This is a genomic window from Cognatiyoonia koreensis (assembly GCF_900109295.1).
Lineage (GTDB): Bacteria > Pseudomonadota > Alphaproteobacteria > Rhodobacterales > Rhodobacteraceae > Cognatiyoonia > Cognatiyoonia koreensis.
Genome location: NZ_FOIZ01000002.1, coordinates 730,265 through 749,110 on the forward strand (window position 1 = coordinate 730,265; position 18,846 = coordinate 749,110).

Sequence of the window (18,846 nt, forward strand, 5' to 3'; positions counted from 1 at the left end):
CGTCGTCAGTATTGGCGACGCCCTGATACGCAAGCACTCCACAGCGCAAAAACCGCAATCGAAAGCACGCCGACCAGAACAAGTATTGCCGGCACGTTGGGTGATGTCGGAATTGCTGCCGTACGGGGTGGAACGACCACTTGAAACAGACTCCGCGACAGGGCGGCAGATTGCGTCGCTTCGGTCTGTGCCGCCAGTGCAACGGTAAGTGCCTCTTCGGCAATTCCAACCCGCAACGCCGCAAGCTGGTGCTGCATCATGACGGCATTTAACGATTGTTCTTTCGCATCACCGGCACTGACAAGTATTGCGCGTTGATCAGCGATCTGTGTTTGCAGCCGATCATAAAGCTCGTTCGCCCGCTGGGTCTGGAAACTATCTCCATTGCCGGCGACTTCGGCGCGCTGGATGTCCTGACCCAGCAAAAGCGATTCCTCTTCAAGCTGGCGGATGATCATATAGACGCCCGCGATGCGTGCGGCAGGGTCCGCCTCTCCACTATCAAGCTGTAGCTCAAGCAATGCGGTCTGCGCCGCGGTCAGTTGTGCCTGCGCCGCTTGGACGGATTGCTCTGCTAGTAGCAGCCGCTGGCCAATCACATCGACATTCAACGCATTCACCTGCGTCGCCACCATCGCAAGGATCGTGTCAGATACGGCAATCGAATCCGCTGGATCAGGCGTGCGCACATACAGCGTGATCAGGCCGGTTTGGATATCAACGGCACTGTCCACGAACCGGGAAAACTGGTCATGTTTGTCGATCGAAAGCGCATCAAGATCGCGCAGTCGCTGCACGGGATCGACCCTGTCGCTGCTCAGGTGTGTGATGAACCCGCGGTCATTTTCAAGCCCGTCCATCATCGCCTGCGACTGAATGAAAGCGTGCGCCATGAAAACCTCTTGCAGGTTCGGCGCGCTGTTCAACGATCCCAGCAGTCCCCCGGCACTTGCACCCGAAACCGCCACCGGCTTGGTCACAGCGATGACGGATCGCGCTTCATACATCGGTGTCGCGACAGCCAGCAGATAGACTGTCGCCAGCACCATCGGCAGGACGCAAAGGATTGCGAACCGAAGGTAAAGCCGTCGCCGCATCCCGACGTTCACCCGATCAATTCTGGCCGCTTCCGCCGCGATGTCCTGATCGGACGGCAATAACCGATCCCGTTCTTCCACCTGACGCGCGGCTTCCTCTTCAACGGCGCGCAGTCGCTCTGCCTCGCGAAGACGCAACCGTTCTGCTTTTTCAGTCTCGGCGACGCGTAAACGTTCCTCGCGCCATTTGCGAATGCGTGCCTCCTCTGGCGTTTCCGTGTCACGGTCCATCAGGTCAGACATAGGCTGGCTCCTCTGCCAAAAGAGATTGCGCCGTTTCAACGGTGTCACATGGGATCAACTGCCCATGGGCAAGTGCAAAGAAACGATCACAATGCGCACGCAATTGTCGGGCATTTCGTGACAGGAAGATCAGTCCGTTGCGCGACAAATGACGGGCGACAAGCGCGTCGCAGACCTTGCGCCGCTCTGGTGAGCCGACGGATAAAACCTCATCTGCGACAAGCAAACCCGCAGGTCGTGCCATTGCGCACATGAACGAAAGAACAGCGCGTTGCGTTGGTGTGAGTGTCTGAACTTTGTTCCAAGCACGCTCTTGCAAGCCCGACAAGATCGTCACCTGTGCAACATACCAGTCCGGTTTCTGGCCTGTCAGCCGCGCGATCAGCAAAAGGTTTTCGATGATCGAAAGATTTGGATGTAGAAATCCTGCATAGCCAAGGGGCCATGAAACGAAACCCGTGGACGTGACACTGCCTAGCGCGGGCGCTTCGACACCACTTAGCACGCGCGCAAGTGATGACTTGCCGCTGCCGGGCATGGCCAGAATGCCGATCTTTTCGCGCGCGCCGACTGTCAGATCACAATCGCTCAGGATCGGGCGGGCGTTGCTGTCGTCAGGTCGACGCACAGTGACATGGCGCAGTGTCATCATAAGCGGTACCGCGCAATCCGGCGGCGCATGATCGCAGTCTCGATCGGGCTTGCGACAACGTAAAAGAATGCCCCGCAGAAAACCGGGTACCAGACCGTCGCAACGGGCGAGGTATAACCAAGGAAGTATCCCTCGCGAACGATCTCGGTCACATGCAACAGCGGACTGTACCAAAGGGCGTCTTGCACAGCTGGCGGCAATTCGGTCGCCGTGTAAAAGATACCCGATAACCAGAACACAGGCCGCAGCAGAATGGGAACAAAGCGGGCAAAGCTGTCGCTGATCAAGCCAACCGCCGCGATGAAACGGCCAACGCCAATGGCCAGAAACCAGGCAAGTGCCAGTCCGGTGACAACTTGCGCCGCATCGGCGGGCAAGCGGTTCCCATAGATCAGCGTAATCCCACCAAAGATGACAAGCGCGGAAATGATCAGGTTCAGCCCGTCCCGCAATCCGCTGGCTGTCAGGATGTCATGTGACGTAACCTGCGGAAGATACAGCAGGCTCCGGTTCGCTGGAATGGCGCGGCTCAGCGACGTGATGGTCTGTCGAAACGCCAAATAGGGCAGGATGCCCGTCGCCACGAAAATTTCTGCAGGAACGTAAATCGGCGGTGCGCGGTTCAAAGCGTGAAACAGGATGACGACAAAGGCGATCCACGCAATCGGCGTCAGATAAGCCCAGAAATGCCCGATCACGCCGCCTGAAAACCGGGTCAGACGCTCGCGCCGGATCAGGGCGGCAATGCGGTCAGGATAAAGTGCGATACTCATGCGGGCTCGATGGCGGCTTCAGGGGCGCCGTGACAATCGCGATACCAGGATACGAACTCGGTGATCCCTTCAGTGATCCCGGTCTCGGGGCGAAATCCGGTAAGCGCATGCAGCAGATCGGTATTCGCCCATGTCCCAGGCACATCACCCATCTGCATGCCCATCATGTTCTTCTTGATCTTCTGGCCCAGCGCATCCTCCAGCGCAGTTATGAAATCCATCAAAGGCACGCGCTGTCCGGCCCCGATGTTCACGACGCGGTACGGGGCCACAGGGCTTAGTGTGTCATGGTCAATCGGGTCCGCGCCCAGAACGGGCGGTGTGCCGATCAGCAACCGGATGGCGCGGACAAGATCAATGACATGGGTAAAGTCCCGCGCCATCTGCCCGTTGTTATAGACATCGATCGGCTCACCAGCCAAAGCTGCCTTAACGAACTTGAACAGCGCAAGATCGGGGCGCCCCCACGTGCCATAGACGGTGAAAAACCGGAACATCGTGGTCGGGATATCCCAAAGGTGGGCATAGGCATGGGCCATATGCTCGTTCGCCTTTTTCGTAGCGGCATAAAGCGTCAGCGGCGTGTCGGTATTCTGTCCTTCATTGAATGGCATCACCGTATTGCCCCCGTAGACCGAAGACGTCGACGCCATCAAAAGATGTCCCACCTGCATGGTCCGGGCTTGCTCAATGACATTGAACGTTCCGATCAGATTGGCATCGATGTAGGCGCGCGGGTTTTCAAGGCTGTAACGCACGCCGGCCTGTGCGGCGAGGTGAACGATCACATCAGGCTTTGCATCGCAGATCGCCTGTCCTAACGCATCCGCATCTTCCAGCATTGCCACATGCGCCTGAAATCCGGGGTGGGCCGATAGCATGCGATGGCGGTGCTTTTTCAGTTCAACATCATAGTAATCGGTCAAACCGTCATAACCGACGACACGGTATCCGTGGCCCAGCAATTCGTTTGCAAGGTGGTAGCCGATGAAACCTGCTGTGCCCGTGATGAAAACCGTCGTCATGATGAAGCCTCTTCTGTCTGTGAAAATAGCGCGGCGGTGCGGTCCAGAATATGATCCAGCAGAAACCGTGGCGGGGCTGTGGTCGCGGCCAGATCGCCCATCAGTTCCAGCGTTTCGGAATCGGACAGCATGGCCGTCAACCTTGCAGCGACCTCCGCTGCAACCGGGGCGTCTGCGTCCGGTAAGATGTGACCTGTGGCACCGTCTGATATGACCTCTCCCGTTCCGCCTGCCGGGGTTGCCAGAACGGGAACGCCTGCAAGTTGCGCTTCGATCAGGACGTTGGGCAGGCCTTCCATCTGCGCAAGGTGCATGACCAGATCGGCCTTGTGCATGAAAAAGCCGACGTTCTCCTGCACGCCGGTCAGAAAGATGCGGTCGGTCAATCCCAGCTCTGCGATGCGCGACCGGCAGGCAGCGAACTGATAGCCCGTGCCGACGATGACAAAACGCGTGTCAGGCTGGCGTTTCAAATGCGCGGCGGCGACATCGATCCAGAAAAGAGGGCGCTTGTTATCGTCAAAACGAAAGACACCCAGAACGGTTTGCGTACAGTCAGCACTGGCGCGGACAATCCTGTCCCAGGTCGTGGCGTCCTCTGGTTCGCCATCAGGCAGAACAGGCAACATGGCGTTCGGTAAAACGATGACAGTCCCCGCAGGCAGACCAAGCCAGTCCTCATACGCGGTCGCTGCAATCTGGCTGTTCGCGGAAAAAGTCACGTGCGGCAAGGCGGCGAGCGCCTTGTAAAGCACCGGCAGTTCAGGGCGAAACAGGTTCGGGCGCAGGTTTGGCGGCAGCCCGCGAAAGGACGTCAGGATGCGTGGTACACCGGCGATCAACGCGGCAAGCGTCGCAAACAGTACGCCGCCATCCTGCCAGATATAGGCAATCTGCGTGCGCCGTTCCTGAAAGTGGGGGATCAGTTTGCAGGTCGTCTCGAACACGTCACCGGGAAGCAGTTCAAGCAGATTGATGACTTCAGGCGTAACGTGCTTGAGTTGATCGAGCGGAACAGGCGCGACGTTGGCAAGCGATGTCGTCATGACGCGCGCGCGGCGCAGAACCGGCACATAGAAATCCGCACCGGTCTCTGGCGTCGTGTGCTTGACCACCACATCCGTCGGTGCAGTCAGCGCAAGGCCACCGACCGTCTGCCCCCGCTGGAACTGCGCCTGAAAAGCCGAGGCGATACGGGTCATCTGACGCTCAGCCCCGCCTGTCCCCAATTGACCCGTATAAAAAGTGATCGCGCCCAATGCGTTCCCGACCGCACGCTCAGGCACCGGTAATTCCGCGATGATGCGTGCGAACGTATCCGCGGCGTCGTTTGAATACAGCAGCGCCATCTTTGCAGCACGCCGTTGCGCAGTGTCGATCAGATCGCGTGACGACGGTCCCATCTTGTCGACATCGGCCACGCTGTCTGCGACGGCTTTGGCTTCCAGATAACGCGTTTGCTGGTTCAGGATCTTGATATACCGCATCCGGATCGCCCGCGCGTCCGGATAAGCAGGCAGGACCGCGTCCATGATCCGGTCAATCTCGTCAAAGGCGCGCAATTCGGCAAAACCCAGACAGGCGCTTTCGGCCTCGTCGACATCACTATGACTTTCAGGAAATAGCAGGTGCAGTTTTGCGATGCCGGACGATACGCGCCGTTCGCGGCGATACCAACGCATCATCATGCGCAAGGCGGTCTGATCATCCGGAAACAACCCACGCAGATCAGACCAGAATTCCAGCATACCATCGGTGTTGCGCTGTTTCTCGACCAGCATCGCGCAACTGACGCTGAACACGCGGTCAGGCTGGTACTGCTGCAGGGCAGGGGCCAGTCGTTCGAATGCCGCTTTTGCCCGGTCGGGTTCTTTCACATCGCGGCTGGCATCAAGGGCCTCTGCAACCAAACCGCTTGGAACATGCGGGGCCTGCGCATCGAAATTCAGCCTATCCGACATCAGCATGACCATCACGCAACGACCCGCTTGCTTTGAAAACGGACCAGTGTCAGTTTACTTGCGCCTTCGCGCGGCAAGGACCTGCATTGGTCCAAAAGCCGGTTGGCTTCGATCCGCAACCGTGCGGTCTTGTCGTCTGAGAGCGCACAAACCTGTTCCGCAGCACCGATTGCCGTAACCAGATCACCAGACCGCATCGCAGCGCGCATCAACAAGACACGCACCGAGATATTGTCAGGCAGGTCCGTGGCAACCTGATCTCCAATGCGGATCGCCGCCGCATCATCGCCCGCCGCAAAACAAAGCCGCGCGCGATATAACCCAAGTTCATGAAGCGGATCGGGCAATGCCGTATTCGCCGCGACAAAGCTATCCAGCATAGGCAGATCTTCCGCATCAAATGCCGCACGGATTTCCAGACGCAACTTCCGGCGCAGATCACGCAAGGCAGTGCGCGCTGGGCGATGCTGCGGCACCAGAAACAGGATATCCGCCAGTATCGAAAGCGCCACCTCCCTGTCCTTGACTGTGTCCACAGCGGCGCTCCAGCGATCGAACATCGGGTGCAAATCGGCTGGCAAAGGCCCCGCGTCTGTTTGCGCTGTCCGCCAGTCGCGCACCGCCCGCGCAGCACCAGCAATATCATCGACGACCGTCAAATGGGCCGCGATGGCGACAATCTCTTCTGCCGAAGCCACAGCCGTATCAACCGCGCACGCCACCCCCGCCGCATGACATAGCTTCAGCTGCAAAAGTGGCCCGATATGGCGCAGCAATGTTTCTTTGGCTTGCGGCGCAAGATCGGTCAACATCTCCGGACGCTCATCCAAAAGACGCTGCGCCAGATCATGCGCGATATCGGAATTGTTTGGTTTGGCCTCCCAGGCGGCTTTCAGAATTTGTAGCGCTGCCGCAGCGGTTCCGAACTTCGCCGCAATCTCGACGATCTTGCGTAACGCGAAGACAGACCCAAACCCGCCTTTGGCCACATGATCAGCAACCGCATCGAACCGGCCTAGTTGCAGCGCAAGTGCTGCCTTCTTTCGCACAGCAGATAACGCGCTACCGGTTTCTGCGGCATAAGCCTCAGCCGTGTCCGCCCTCGCGGTTGACAGCAAATCCCTCACCGTCTCAAGGCGCGGCACATCAGGGCGACTACGGATCAGATCGTCCAGCTTGTCCCCGACCTCTAACAGATCACCATGGGCGAGGCAATTTTGCGCATAGGGCAAAAATACATCCGCCGCCCGGTCGGGGGCCGCGTGACGCACAACATCACGCACAGCGGGTGCAATCGCGACAGTCATCCAGTCCGCGACAAGGGCTTTCGCAAAATCATCGGAGAAATGCGCCAGCCCGGTACTGTCGTCCGCGATTGCGTCCTTCTGGCCAAAGGACAACATCAGCGCAGTTGGATCGTAAACGCGGGCTCCGGTCTTTCGCGCCGCGTCTTTGACATCTGCAATGTAGGATGAACGCGATGCAATCGGGACGCCATCCGCCTGCCGCGCGTCCACATGGGTGACGAACAGCGTGCGGGGCAGCAAATCTTGCAACGCTTTGATATCAGCACGCAGATGCTCTGGCGTTGTGAACTCCATACGCAAACGCCGCAACAGCGCAAAATCCTCATCCGACAAATCGCGCGCTTCAAGGAATGCGTCGATCAGCGACTGGTCACCATCCGCAGCACAATCCCAAAAGGCGCGCGCAATTGATTGATCACCAAAGACGTCAGGGTAAGCATGAGCAAGATAGTTCAACTGAACGAAGAACCCGTCGACAGTGATACGCTTGGCGGATGAAAGCTCGACGACATAAAGATCGGACAGATCGTGGGCTTGCCCCGCAAGAACTCCGAAATCCGCATTGCGCGCGATCAGCGGCCAAAGCTCTTCAGGCGGTGTTTGCAAACCCAGCATGAAACGGGCCTGCTGCACCGCTTCACCGGACGCGTGGCAATAGCCATAATTGCGGGCACGGTTCACCACATAGCCGTACCGGTCCTGCGCCATCGCCAGCGGTCCCGTGACCCGGCATGACCCTATGGGCGTGATCGCGAACACAGGTTAAAGCGACCAGTATCGCAGGCCACGCGTTGCAGCCTCTTTCGCAAAGACACCACGCACATCGATCAAGGCACCCCCGGGCTTGAGCCGATCAAGAAAGTTGGATTCCTTGGCATAGGCATCGTGCGGCGTGGTCAGGATCAACACGTCCAGTCGCCGCATCTCTGCCTTGTTGCACAGGGCGATATCAACGGCTGCGGCATCCCGCTTGCTGCAAACCGGATCATGCACCATCGGATCGAACCCGAAGGCGCGCAGGCGCTGCACGACTTCCACCGCTTTCGAATTGCGGGCGTCGGGTACGTTTTCCTTGAAGGTCATGCCGAACACCCCGATGCGCGCGTCCCGACCCGCGCCCTTGGTCTGTATCAGCAACCGGACAGCGGCCTGTGTCACATGCTCTGCCATCGCGTCGTTCAAACGGCGGCCCGCAAGTATCACCTGCGGATGCAGCCCGACCTGTTCTGCAGCAGATGCCAGGTAGTAAGGATCGACCCCGATGCAGTGACCGCCGACAAGACCGGGCGTGAACGGGACAAAATTCCACTTCGTCGCCGCCGCATCAATCACATCGAACGTGCTGATCCCCAGCTTGTCGCAGATCAGCGACATTTCATTCATCAGGGCAATATTCACATCGCGCTGGGTGTTTTCCAGAACCTTCGCCCCTTCCGCCACCTTGATGGACGGGCAGACATGCAATCCCGCATCAATGATCTTGTGATAAACGGCCTTGATCCGGGCAAGCGACGCTGGCGTATCGCCGGACACGATCTTGGTGATCTTGTCGACTGTATTGTTGGGATCGCCGGGATTGATGCGTTCCGGGCTATAGCCAAGGAAGAAATCGCGCCCGGCCTTCATATCGGAATATTCCTCAAGAATGGGCCCGCAGAAGTCCTCGGTCAAGCCGGGATACACAGTCGACTCGAACACGACGATATCGCCGGGCGACAGCCATTGACCGATCATGCGGCAGGCGGCTTGCAACGGGGCAAGGTCCGGCTGATGTGTTTTCGTAATCGGTGTGGGTACGGTCACAATATAGAATGTCGCATCCGCCAATGCAGCATCATCGGTTGTCAGGTCCAGACCGCAGGTCATCAGCGTGTCATGCGCGACCTCTTTGGTGTGGTCGCGGCCACGGCAAAGGGCCGATACGCGCTTTTCTGAGACGTCATAGCCAACAACAGACTTGAACTTCTGCGCAAGGCTGGTGGCAAGCGGCAGACCGACATAGCCCAGACCGACGACGGCGATGGACTCCGACTGATCCTTTTCCCGCGTCGGCAGATATCGAAGCACCGTTTCTTTTTGGTCGTGTGCAAGGCCATCAAGAAGAAGTGTCATCAGCGTCTATCCCAAGGTTTGAAGTTCCTTAAGAGAAGGTGCTGTTAATCCTAATATTGCGTTAATATGGAATAGGGATGGCTTATCGGGATAGATTGAAACCCACAGGCGCGATCAGATTCGCCTTGCAAATAAAGGCAATCCATCGGCGTTGCGATTGGCAACGCTTTCTCAATTTCCGTTAATGCGACGCGCGAAATTAACCACCCGTTCTGTCCCTGTTCTGATCCTGCCAGGTCGGCAGCAGGTCATTCGGCGCGTGAGTCGCGCAAAACACACCGCGGGCAATGGCACGGCTTAGACACATGGCCGCTGCAGCTCCGACATCGCGGACAAGATCGGCACTTGCGACGTCCTGGCCCGTGTGCGTTGAAACAGCAAAGACAAGGTCCCCATCCAGCGGGGTGTGCGACGGGACAATGGCGCGGGCCATACCGTCATGGGCAGCGACGGCCATGCGATGACATTGTGGTTTCGACAGCGGGGCGTCGGTTGCGACAATAGCGATGGTGGTGTTGGCCCGCTGTGCGACATGCTCACCCATGGCCGCCAGCTTGCGGCTTGGATCAGGGCGCACAAGCCCGCCGCGTGAATCGACCCCCTGACCGCCGAATTCGGTGTCCAACTCAAATGGGGCGGCCCAGAAATGACGATCCCCCGGGGTGGTGACGCTCCCCAGCGGGTTTGCCGCGACCAGCGCCCCGACCACATGGCCGCTGTCCAGAACAAGGGACGCGGACCCAAGCCCACCCTTTTGCATCGCGGCCAACGCTCCGGTGCCGGCACCATGGCTACCCAGCGCAAAACGCTGTGATGCCGAACCAAGCGCGGCACGGCCCAGCGCCCGATAGGGGTTCTCGGACCAATCCTTTGTTCCACCGTTGATCAGATCAAAGATGATGGCCCCCGGTACGATTGGCACGGTCATATCCCCGATGGCAAATCCCCGACCCATGGCCCGCAACCCGTCTGCTACACCCGAACAGGCATCCAAACCAAAGGCAGACCCACCCGACAAAACAAGGGCATCGACAGCATCGACCGTCTTGTCAGGGGCCAGCAGATCGGTTTCCCGCGTTCCCGGGGCCCCGCCCATGACATGCACGCTGGCCCGAAAGGGGGCATCGCCCACCAGAACGGTCGCGCCCGATTTCAACCGGTCATCCTGCGCATTCCCGACACGCAGGCCCTTGACGTCGGTAATCAGATTTCGTGGTCCCGATTTCATGACGTAGCTTCCTCCAGATCAGGCAGGGTCGGCACGGCTGCGATCAGCGCACGTGTATAAGGATGACGCGGATTGCGAAAGACATCCTCTGTCTGGCCTGTTTCAACAATCGCCCCCGATTTCATCACCAACACCCTGTCCGTAACACTCCGCACGACGGACAAATCATGACTGATGAAGAGATATGACAAGGGATAGCGGCGGCAGAGGTCCGCGATCAGGTCCAGCACCTGCGCACGCACAGACACGTCGAGCGCTGAAACTGCCTCGTCGAAAATAATCAACTCGGGATGCGTTATCAGTGCGCGGGCAATTGCGATCCGCTGGCGCTGGCCGCCGGAAAAGGCATGGATGTACTTGCCAGCATCGGACGCGTGCAGCCCCACAGCCTCAAGTGCTTCAGCAACTGATTTGTCCTTGTCATGAACACCGCCGAGCAAATCAAAGGGTTCGGCCACCAGCCTGCCGACCTTGTGGCGCGGATTGAACGATCCGTATGGATCCTGAAAAACCACCTGCATCTTTTGGCGCAATGCCAGATCAGGGGAAGCGACCGATTGTCCATCCAGCAGGATTTCACCGCCCTGCAACCGTTCAAGCCCCAGAATTGCCCGCGTCAGGGTCGATTTTCCGCAGCCGCTTTCACCGACCAGCCCGACGCGCTCGCCGCGGTTCAGCGTGAAACTGACGTCGTTCAGGGCAACGAACGGTGTCGCGCGATCAAACAGATGCTTGCCCGCACGCTTGTATGTGCGGCGAACTTTGCGCACCTCCAGCAAGGGCGCAGGGGCGGGGCGGGGCGGTAGTTGAACACGATGGGTCGATGCTGCGAACAAGGCCCGGGTATAGGGATGCTGCATATCCGCCAGCAGTTGACGGGTCTCGCCCTGCTCGACGATGCGACCTTTTTGCATAACGACAATCCGGTCGGCCAGATCACTGACGACAGCCAGATCATGGGTAATCAACAACAAACCCATTCCGAATTCGTTCACCAGCTCTTTTAGCAAGGCAAGGATTTGCGCTTGCGTCGTAACATCCAGGGCGGTTGTCGGTTCATCAGCAATCAACAGCTTCGGGCGCAAGGCAATGGCCATCGCGATCACGACGCGCTGGCGCTGACCACCGGACAACTGGTGCGGATAGCGATCCAGTGGAAACTGGTCGTTGGGCAAACCGACACGGGCAAGGGTCTCTGCGGCTCGCGCGCGCGCAGTGCGGCGGTTGCCCTTGCCATGCACAAGGATCGTTTCGGCAACCTGATCGACGATGGTGCGCACGGGGTTCAGTGCTGTCATCGGTTCCTGAAAGACCATGCCAACATCATCGCCGCGCATCGCGCACAGCTTGCGTTCCGGCGCACCGACAACCTCCGCGCCATCCAGCCGGATACTGCCCGTCGGATGCGACCCCTTGGGCAGCAAGCCAATCGTCGCAAAGGCGGTCATCGATTTGCCTGACCCGCTTTCGCCTGTGATAGCGACGATCTCGCCAGGTGCGACACGCAACGACACGTCATGCAGAACAGGCGTGCCGTGGATCGCCAGATCAAGCGCGGTAATCTCCAGCAAACTCATATCCGCTGCACCCGCAGCTTCGGATCCAGCCAGTCGCGCAACCCGTCGCCCATCAGGTTCAGGCCAAGGACGGTCAGCACGATCGTCAGGCCGGGAACAAGCGCGACATGCGGGGCGATCGTGGTCAGCGTTTGGGCATCCGCCAACATCCGGCCCCAACTTGCCGTTGGCGGCTGCGCGCCAAGGCCGATATAGGACAATGCCGCTTCGGCCAGAATGCCCAGACTGAACTGGATCGTCCCCTGTACGATCAACAGATTCGTGATGTTCGGGAAAATATGCTCCCACGAAATACGAAACGCGGATTTGCCACAGACACGGGCGGCAAGTATGAAATCCCGCTCCCAAAGGCTCAGGGCACCCGACCGCGACAGGCGCGCAAAGACGGGGATGTTGAAAATTCCGATAGCAATAATCGCATTCACGGCCGATGCACCGAATACGGCGGTGATCAGAATGGCGATAACAAGGCTTGGAAACGCGAAGACAAGGTCATTGGATCGCATGATGAATTCATCAAGGATCGAACCGCGCCACGCCGCGGCTGTCAGGCCTAATGGCACACCCAGCACCATGCCGATGCCGACAGCGACAACCGCGACGGCAATCGACGTGCGCGCGCCCATCATGATCATCGACAGGATATCCCGCCCGAACTGATCGGTCCCTAGCAGGTGCTGCGCCGATGGGGTCTGCAACCGGTTGGGAATATCCAGCGCCGTGATGTCGTAAGGTGTCCAGACGAATGACAGTCCTGCCATCGCGACAAAGAACAGCGACAAAAAGCCACCGATGATCATGCCGCGCGACATCATTTGGTCCTCAGTCGGGGGTCGACAGCGGCATAGGCCAGATCGACCGCGAAATTGACCACGATGACGACAAAGACCAGCAACATGACGACGCTTTCCACGACAATTAGATCGCGGGCGGATATGGATTTAAAGATCAGCTGCCCCAGCCCGGGCAGATAAAAGACCTGTTCAATAATGATCCCGCCGGCCAGCAGGAACGAAAACTGCAAACCGATGATGGTCAGCACCGGAATAAGGGCGTTGCGCACCGCATGTCGCCACAGAGCCTGCCGGGCGGTCAGCCCTTTTGCGCGGGCGGTGCGCATGAAATCTTCGTCCAGCATATCCAGCAGTGACGACCGCATGACACGCGCAAGGATCGCGGCTTGCGGAAGCGCCAGTGCAATCGCTGGCAGGGTCAACGCCTTGATGCCTGTCCAGAGGCCCTTGTCCCAACCGGGAAAGCCGCCTGCGTTAAAGACCGGCCACTTGATCGCGAATAGCAGCACAAGAAACATCGCGAACCAGAAATTCGGAATCGCAACGCCAAGCTGGGTCGCACCCATGACAGTCACGTCAGCGGCCCCACCGCGGTGGCTCGCGGCAAGTATTCCGGCAGGAAAGGCAATCAGCGTGGACAGAGTCAGCGCATAGACTGCCAACGGCAAGGATACCCAGACGCGGTCAGCCACAAGATCGGCGACAGGTGCCTTGTATGTCCATGATTGCCCGAAATCACCGCGAAGCATCCCGCTGACCCAATCAAAATACCGCACGATCAGGGACCGATCCAAACCCATTTCCGCGCGTAACGCGGCGATGGTGTCTTCGCGCGCATTCACACCCAGCATAAAGGCAGCCGGATCACCCGGGATCACCTCGATCATACTAAAAATCACGACCGAGGCGACGAACAGGCTGATCACCAGCGAGGCAAATCGCCCCAAAGCGTAGGCGATCATGCTTCCAGTGCCTTGGCAAATACGACTTCACCCGCGGGTTTCGCCCCTGACAGGCTGTACCACTGCACCAATTTGTCAGGCAGATCACGATAGGTAATCCGTCCGTCGCTGACAAAACCCATGGGCGCATAGACTGCCGGATTGCCGATCAGAATGCAGCCGTCCACGCCACGCGCGGCCATCTGTTCCAGTCCTGCCTTGATCAGTGTGGTACCGATACCCCGACGCTGGCGATCATTGCGCACTGAAACCGGACCCAGCCCGACCCAAACGCCAGACGCGTCCTGTTTCAGGGGTGAAAAGGCCACATGACCGATCAGTCCGTCGTCCTCCACGACAAGGGACAACATTAAATCACCGGCTTTGCGCAGGGCATCCGTCAAACCAGCATCTGATTCTGTTGCGAAAGGCATCGGGGCAAAGGCGGCCCGCGTCAGATCATGGATCGCCGCATGGTCGTCTTCGTTTTCCGGACGGATGATCACGCTGCGCTCTGTTCCTACTCTGCCCAGCTGACGCCAGTCAGATCGACAGCGGCGGTCGGCTGGTTCAGCCAAAGCCCGTCTATCCCGGCCTTGGCGACGGTGGCGACGGCCAGCTCGAACAGATACCCGTTCACGTAATCCTCTGAAATGATGGTCTGCGCCTCGGCCAGCATCTCTGACCGCATATCAGGGTCGGTGGTGGCATTCAGTTTGTCCATCAAGGCCTGAAAATCCGGATTGTCATACTGGAAATAGTAATCGGGGTTGGCATAGATCCCGATATCCATTGGCTCGGTATGGCTGACGATGGACAGGCCGAAATCCTTGTTCGTGAACACCTCTTCGATCCACTGCGCCCATTCCAGATTGGTGATCTCGGTTTCGATCCCGACCTCGCGCAATTGGCTGGCTATGATCTCCCCGCCGCGACGGGCATAAGACGGGGGCGGCAGCTTCAGGGTTGTGGTAAAACCATCGGCAAACCCGGCTTCGGCCAACAGCTCTTTGGCACGCTCTGGATCGTAAGGCGAATTCGCAAGCAGATCGACATAGTCGGGATTATGCGGTGCAAAATGGGTGCCGATCGGGGTGCCATACCCGAACATGGCCCCGTCGATGATGGCCTGCCGGTCAATCGCATGGGCAACCGCCTGACGGACCAAGACATTGTCAAACGGTGGCATCTTGTTGTTCGTCGACAGGATCGTTTCACCTTCGGTATTGCCAACAAGAACCTGAAAACGCGGATCAGCCTCGAACTGGGGCAGGTTTTCCGGGGCAGGGAAACCGATGAAAGCATCGACATCCTCGGCCATGACAGCACCAAAGGCCGCGGTCGGATCGCTGATAAAACGGAACGTGGCAGAGGTCAGCGCTGGGGTGTCGCCCCAGTAGGCGTCATAGGCCGATATCTCGATCCGGTCACCCTGCACCCAGTCATCAAACTTGAACGGGCCGGTGCCAATAGGGGTCTGGGCGATAGTCTCAATGCTTTCAGGGGCGACAATGACGGCATCACCCCATGCGAGGTTGAACAGCATCATGCCGTTCGGCTCTGACAGGGTCACCTGCACGGTCAGGGGATCTATGACGGTCACATCAGAAATCGCGGCATAAAGCGCCTTCTGGGCGTTCGCACTGTCTTCCGCCCCGATGCGATCAAGCGAGAATTTCACATCCTCAGCATCCATTGTCGTGCCATCGTGAAAGGTAACACCATCGCGCAACGTGAAGGTATAGATCAGACCGTCGTCCGATATCTCCCAGCTTTCAGCCAGGCCTGGAACAACGGACCCGTCCGCCATAAAGCGCGTCAGCCCTTCGAACACATTCGCATAAAGGACAGAATCAATGGCCTGCGCGGCACCGCCTGTCGGATCAAGGTTCGGCGGTTCCAGCTGGATGGCAACGGTGATGCTGTCGTTGGCCAACGCACCGCTGGCACAGATCGCTACGACAGAAGATGCGGCAAGGCGCTTGAAAAAATGCATGATGAACCCCCTCTGGTTGATAATCAGTCTTGTCGGAACCCTCCGTCAAATCAAGCCCTTCGCGCTGGCAGGGGCGGGACCGCTTTGCTATCCATCGACAAACGCCACTGGCCAAAGGACCCCGGTATGAGCGCCACCGCGAAGAAACGCGCACCCGTGCCCGACGATATTCGGGCGGCAAAGGGCGGCACACCGCTTGTCAGCCTGACAGCCTACACCACGCCAATGGCACAGTTGATGGATGCACATTGCGATTTCGTGCTTGTCGGTGACAGCGTCGGCATGGTGCTACATGGCCTGCCCTCTACGCTCGGCGTCACGATGGAAATGATGATCCTGCACGGTCAGGCGGTCGCCCGCGGGCTGACATCGGCCATGATGGTGACCGACCTGCCATTCGGGTCTTACGAGGAAAGCCCGCAGCAGGCATTTCGCAACGCGGCCCGTCTGATGCGTGAAACCGGTGCGGGTGCGGTCAAACTCGAAGGCGGTGTCGGCATGGCGGATACCATCGCGTTCTTGGTGCAGCGCGGCATCCCTGTGATGGCGCATATCGGCCTGACACCGCAATCAGTGAACACGCTCGGCGGCTACCGCGTGCAAGGGCGGGGTGCCGCACGCGATGCATTGATGAAGGACGCCAAATCAGTGTCTAACGCAGGGGCTTTTGCCGTGGTTCTGGAAAAAATCCCGGAAACGCTCGCCAATGATGTGACGGCAAACATTCCGATTCCAACCATCGGGATTGGGGCGTCTGCCGGATGCGACGGACAAATCCTTGTGTTGGACGATATGCTGGGGCTGTTCACGGCGTTCAAGGCCAAGTTCGTCAAGCGTTACGCCCATCTTGGCGATGATGCCGAAGCCGCGATTGCCGCATACGCCGCCGAAGTGCGGGCGCGGGAATTTCCGGGCAAAGAGCACGTGTTCGCGGATAAGGCTCCAGAAAAATGATTGCACCCATCGAACGCACGGTCGCCGGATTGCGCGCGCAAACGTCTGCTTGGCGCAAGGCCGGCGAAACCATCGGCGTGGTTCCAACGATGGGTGCGCTGCATCAGGGCCATCTGTCGCTTGCGCGCGCTGCGCGTGCAGCTTGCGACAGGGTCATCGTCACGATCTTCGTGAACCCCAAGCAGTTCAACAATCCAGACGATCTCAAGAATTATCCGCGCACCGAGCATGATGATGCGAAAAAGCTGGAATCAACTGGCGTCGATCTGATCTATGTGCCCGATCCCGATCAAATCTATCCTGACGGTTTTGCAACAAACGTCTCGGTCAGCGGCTTGACCGACATGCTGTGTGGCGCGCACCGCCCCGGGCACTTTGACGGGGTTGCAACAGTGGTGGCCAAGCTGTTCCTGCAAACAAGCGCCGATCAGGCATTCTTTGGTGAAAAAGACTATCAGCAACTTCAAATCGTGCGGCGCATGGCTGACGATCTGAATATCTCGATCGACGTCATCGGTTGCCCTACCATCCGCGAAGAAGACGGGTTGGCCATGTCATCGCGGAACTTGCTGATTTCCGACCGCGCACGCACCAAGGCCCCGATCCTGCCCGACGTCATGCATGATGTACGCACAGCGCTATTGGACGGGGCGGCAATGTCCGACGTGATTGAAGATGCAAAAACGCGCATTCTGAATGGCGGCTATAACGAAATTGACTATTTCGAACTTCGCAGCGCAGATCTGCAATTGCTCAACAAAACAGAGCCTAACGCAAGGCTTTTCGCCGCTGCATGGCTCGCCGGCGTGCGCCTGATCGACAATATCGCGGTGTAATCAAACCAGAAGCTTGACCAGACTTCGCGCCATCACCTCGGCACTTTCCAGCATATCGTCGACGCCCACATACTCATCCGGCTTATGCGCCAGCTCCAGAATACCGGGGCCATAGGCGACGCAATTTTTCAGTTTTCCGATCCGGTCAATATGCTTCTGGTCATAGGTACCGGGCGAAGCCACGAACTCCGCCTCCTTGCCCATGACAGCCGCAATCTCTGCCGCGACCGTCTGCGCAACAGGCGCATCCCGATCGGTCATGGACGGCAGCACATAGTTTAATTCGCGTAATGCATATTCAAACGACGGGCGTTCAGATTTCAGGCCATCCAAAATCCCCGTCACCTCGCTGCGCACATCGTCCAGGGCTTCTTCCACAAGAAAGCGACGGTCAATCACGATGCGACAACTGTCCGGCACGCAATGGGCGGGCAGGCCGGTAAAATCGGCATCCTGCTCTGCTTGACCGCCATGGATTGAATTGATGTTCATGGTAGACGACCGCGCGCCTTCGGGCACGACGGGCATGTCGGTGCGCCGCTGCGCCATGGCTGGAAACAAATCAGTCTCGAACTTGGACAAAACCGCCCCCATATGGCGCACTGCGCAATCGCCCAGAAACGGCATCGACCCATGTGCAATCTCGCCAAACGTCTCGATTTCGGCCCACCAGCCGCCGCGATGGCCAAGGCACACCCGGTCCTTGTTCAGGGGCTCAGGAATGATGACATGCTGAACACGCGCAGGACTGAAAAACCCCTTTTCGGCCAGATAAGCGACACCACCATAGCCGCCCGACTCTTCGTCCGCCGTACCCGAAATCTCGATCGCACCCTCAAAATCAGGAAAGGTCTCGATGAACGCCTCTGCCGCGATGATCGACGCCGCAAGACCACCCTTCATGTCGCAAGCGCCGCGACCATAGATCTTGCCATCGACCAGCGCGCCGCCAAACGGATCGTGGGTCCACCCGTGTCCCACTTCGACCACGTCAATATGGCTGTTGAAATGAACGCAATCACCCGGGCCGCTTTCATAGCGGGCCACGATATTCCAGCGCGGGTATTTCTCTGAATCACCCGGCGTGCCGTGCGCACGAACCAGTTCTGTCTGAAACCCCGACGCACGCAACCGCCGGTCCAGATAGTCACAGATCTCGCGATACAGCGCCCCCGGCGGGTTCAACGTCGGAATACGGATCAGATTCTGCGTCAGGGAAATCAGGTCATCCCGACGGGCGTGAATGGCGGTATGCAGCGCATTCAGGCGGGCGTTGTGTGTGGCGGTTTTGGTCATACCGCAACTATTGGCCAACAAGGTGAATTGGGCAAGGACCCGCTGCTCGCCACA

At 58.5% G+C, this 18,846-nt stretch carries 16 protein-coding genes; 2 read left to right on the forward strand and 14 right to left on the reverse strand.

Annotated elements, in window-relative coordinates:
• Window positions 1–5 precede the first annotated feature (5 nt).
• The 13 genes from BMY44_RS15195 to BMY44_RS15255 all read right to left on the reverse strand — a co-directional run bounded on the left by BMY44_RS15195 (window position 6) and on the right by BMY44_RS15255 (window position 15,706).
• Window positions 6–1,340, reverse strand: a complete 1,335-nt coding sequence (locus BMY44_RS15195; protein WP_089996662.1) for a hypothetical protein — start codon at window positions 1,338–1,340, stop codon at window positions 6–8.
• Window positions 1,333–1,992 carry an ATP-binding cassette domain-containing protein gene (locus BMY44_RS15200; protein WP_089996665.1) on the reverse strand — a complete coding sequence of 220 codons (660 nt, stop codon included), beginning with the start codon at window positions 1,990–1,992 and terminating at the stop codon, window positions 1,333–1,335. Before BMY44_RS15200 ends, BMY44_RS15195 begins: the two co-directional genes overlap by 8 nt.
• Window positions 1,989–2,765, reverse strand: coding sequence for an ABC transporter permease (locus BMY44_RS15205; protein ID WP_089996668.1), 777 nt, complete (start codon window positions 2,763–2,765; stop codon window positions 1,989–1,991). The genes BMY44_RS15200 and BMY44_RS15205 overlap by 4 nt, the downstream gene beginning before the upstream one ends.
• Window positions 2,762–3,790, reverse strand: coding sequence for an NAD-dependent epimerase/dehydratase family protein (locus tag BMY44_RS15210; protein WP_089996671.1), 1,029 nt, complete (start codon window positions 3,788–3,790; stop codon window positions 2,762–2,764). The genes BMY44_RS15205 and BMY44_RS15210 overlap by 4 nt, the downstream gene beginning before the upstream one ends.
• Window positions 3,787–5,751 (reverse strand): glycosyltransferase, encoded by a 1,965-nt coding sequence (locus tag BMY44_RS15215; protein WP_165611861.1) that lies wholly within the window; start codon window positions 5,749–5,751, stop codon window positions 3,787–3,789. Before BMY44_RS15215 ends, BMY44_RS15210 begins: the two co-directional genes overlap by 4 nt.
• 11 nt (window positions 5,752–5,762) lie before the next feature.
• Window positions 5,763–7,766, reverse strand: coding sequence for a hypothetical protein (locus BMY44_RS15220; protein ID WP_089996675.1), 2,004 nt, complete (start codon window positions 7,764–7,766; stop codon window positions 5,763–5,765).
• A 54-nt stretch (window positions 7,767–7,820) separates the two neighbouring features.
• Window positions 7,821–9,170, reverse strand: coding sequence for a nucleotide sugar dehydrogenase (locus tag BMY44_RS15225; protein ID WP_089996677.1), 1,350 nt, complete (start codon window positions 9,168–9,170; stop codon window positions 7,821–7,823).
• A gap of 199 nt (window positions 9,171–9,369) precedes the next feature.
• Window positions 9,370–10,398 carry a P1 family peptidase gene (locus BMY44_RS15230; protein ID WP_089996680.1) on the reverse strand — a complete coding sequence of 343 codons (1,029 nt, stop codon included), beginning with the start codon at window positions 10,396–10,398 and terminating at the stop codon, window positions 9,370–9,372.
• Window positions 10,395–11,975 carry an ABC transporter ATP-binding protein gene (locus tag BMY44_RS15235; protein WP_089996683.1) on the reverse strand — a complete coding sequence of 527 codons (1,581 nt, stop codon included), beginning with the start codon at window positions 11,973–11,975 and terminating at the stop codon, window positions 10,395–10,397. The genes BMY44_RS15230 and BMY44_RS15235 overlap by 4 nt, the downstream gene beginning before the upstream one ends.
• On the reverse strand, window positions 11,972–12,787 hold the full coding sequence (locus BMY44_RS15240) for an ABC transporter permease (protein ID WP_089997198.1): 816 nt from the start codon (window positions 12,785–12,787) through the stop codon (window positions 11,972–11,974). The genes BMY44_RS15235 and BMY44_RS15240 overlap by 4 nt, the downstream gene beginning before the upstream one ends.
• Entirely contained in the window at window positions 12,787–13,731 is a 945-nt protein-coding gene (locus BMY44_RS15245) for an ABC transporter permease (RefSeq protein ID WP_089996685.1), read from the reverse strand. The genes BMY44_RS15240 and BMY44_RS15245 overlap by 1 nt, the downstream gene beginning before the upstream one ends.
• Complete coding sequence (locus BMY44_RS15250; RefSeq protein ID WP_089996688.1) at window positions 13,728–14,216, reverse strand: GNAT family N-acetyltransferase; 489 nt, start codon at window positions 14,214–14,216, stop codon at window positions 13,728–13,730. Before BMY44_RS15250 ends, BMY44_RS15245 begins: the two co-directional genes overlap by 4 nt.
• Before the next feature lie 14 nt (window positions 14,217–14,230).
• Window positions 14,231–15,706 carry an ABC transporter substrate-binding protein gene (locus BMY44_RS15255; RefSeq protein WP_089996690.1) on the reverse strand — a complete coding sequence of 492 codons (1,476 nt, stop codon included), beginning with the start codon at window positions 15,704–15,706 and terminating at the stop codon, window positions 14,231–14,233.
• A gap of 126 nt (window positions 15,707–15,832) precedes the next feature.
• Between BMY44_RS15255 and panB the strand changes: the two genes are divergently transcribed.
• Together panB and panC are read left to right on the forward strand one after the other, a co-directional pair.
• Window positions 15,833–16,660, forward strand: coding sequence for a 3-methyl-2-oxobutanoate hydroxymethyltransferase (gene panB / locus BMY44_RS15260; RefSeq protein WP_089996693.1), 828 nt, complete (start codon window positions 15,833–15,835; stop codon window positions 16,658–16,660).
• Complete coding sequence (panC, locus tag BMY44_RS15265; RefSeq protein WP_089996696.1) at window positions 16,657–17,496, forward strand: pantoate--beta-alanine ligase; 840 nt, start codon at window positions 16,657–16,659, stop codon at window positions 17,494–17,496. Before panB ends, panC begins: the two co-directional genes overlap by 4 nt.
• Here panC and BMY44_RS15270 read toward each other — a convergent pair whose 3' ends face one another.
• Window positions 17,497–18,792, reverse strand: coding sequence for an acetylornithine deacetylase/succinyl-diaminopimelate desuccinylase family protein (locus tag BMY44_RS15270; protein ID WP_089996698.1), 1,296 nt, complete (start codon window positions 18,790–18,792; stop codon window positions 17,497–17,499). It lies immediately after the preceding gene.
• Between the last annotated feature and the right edge of the window lie 54 nt (window positions 18,793–18,846).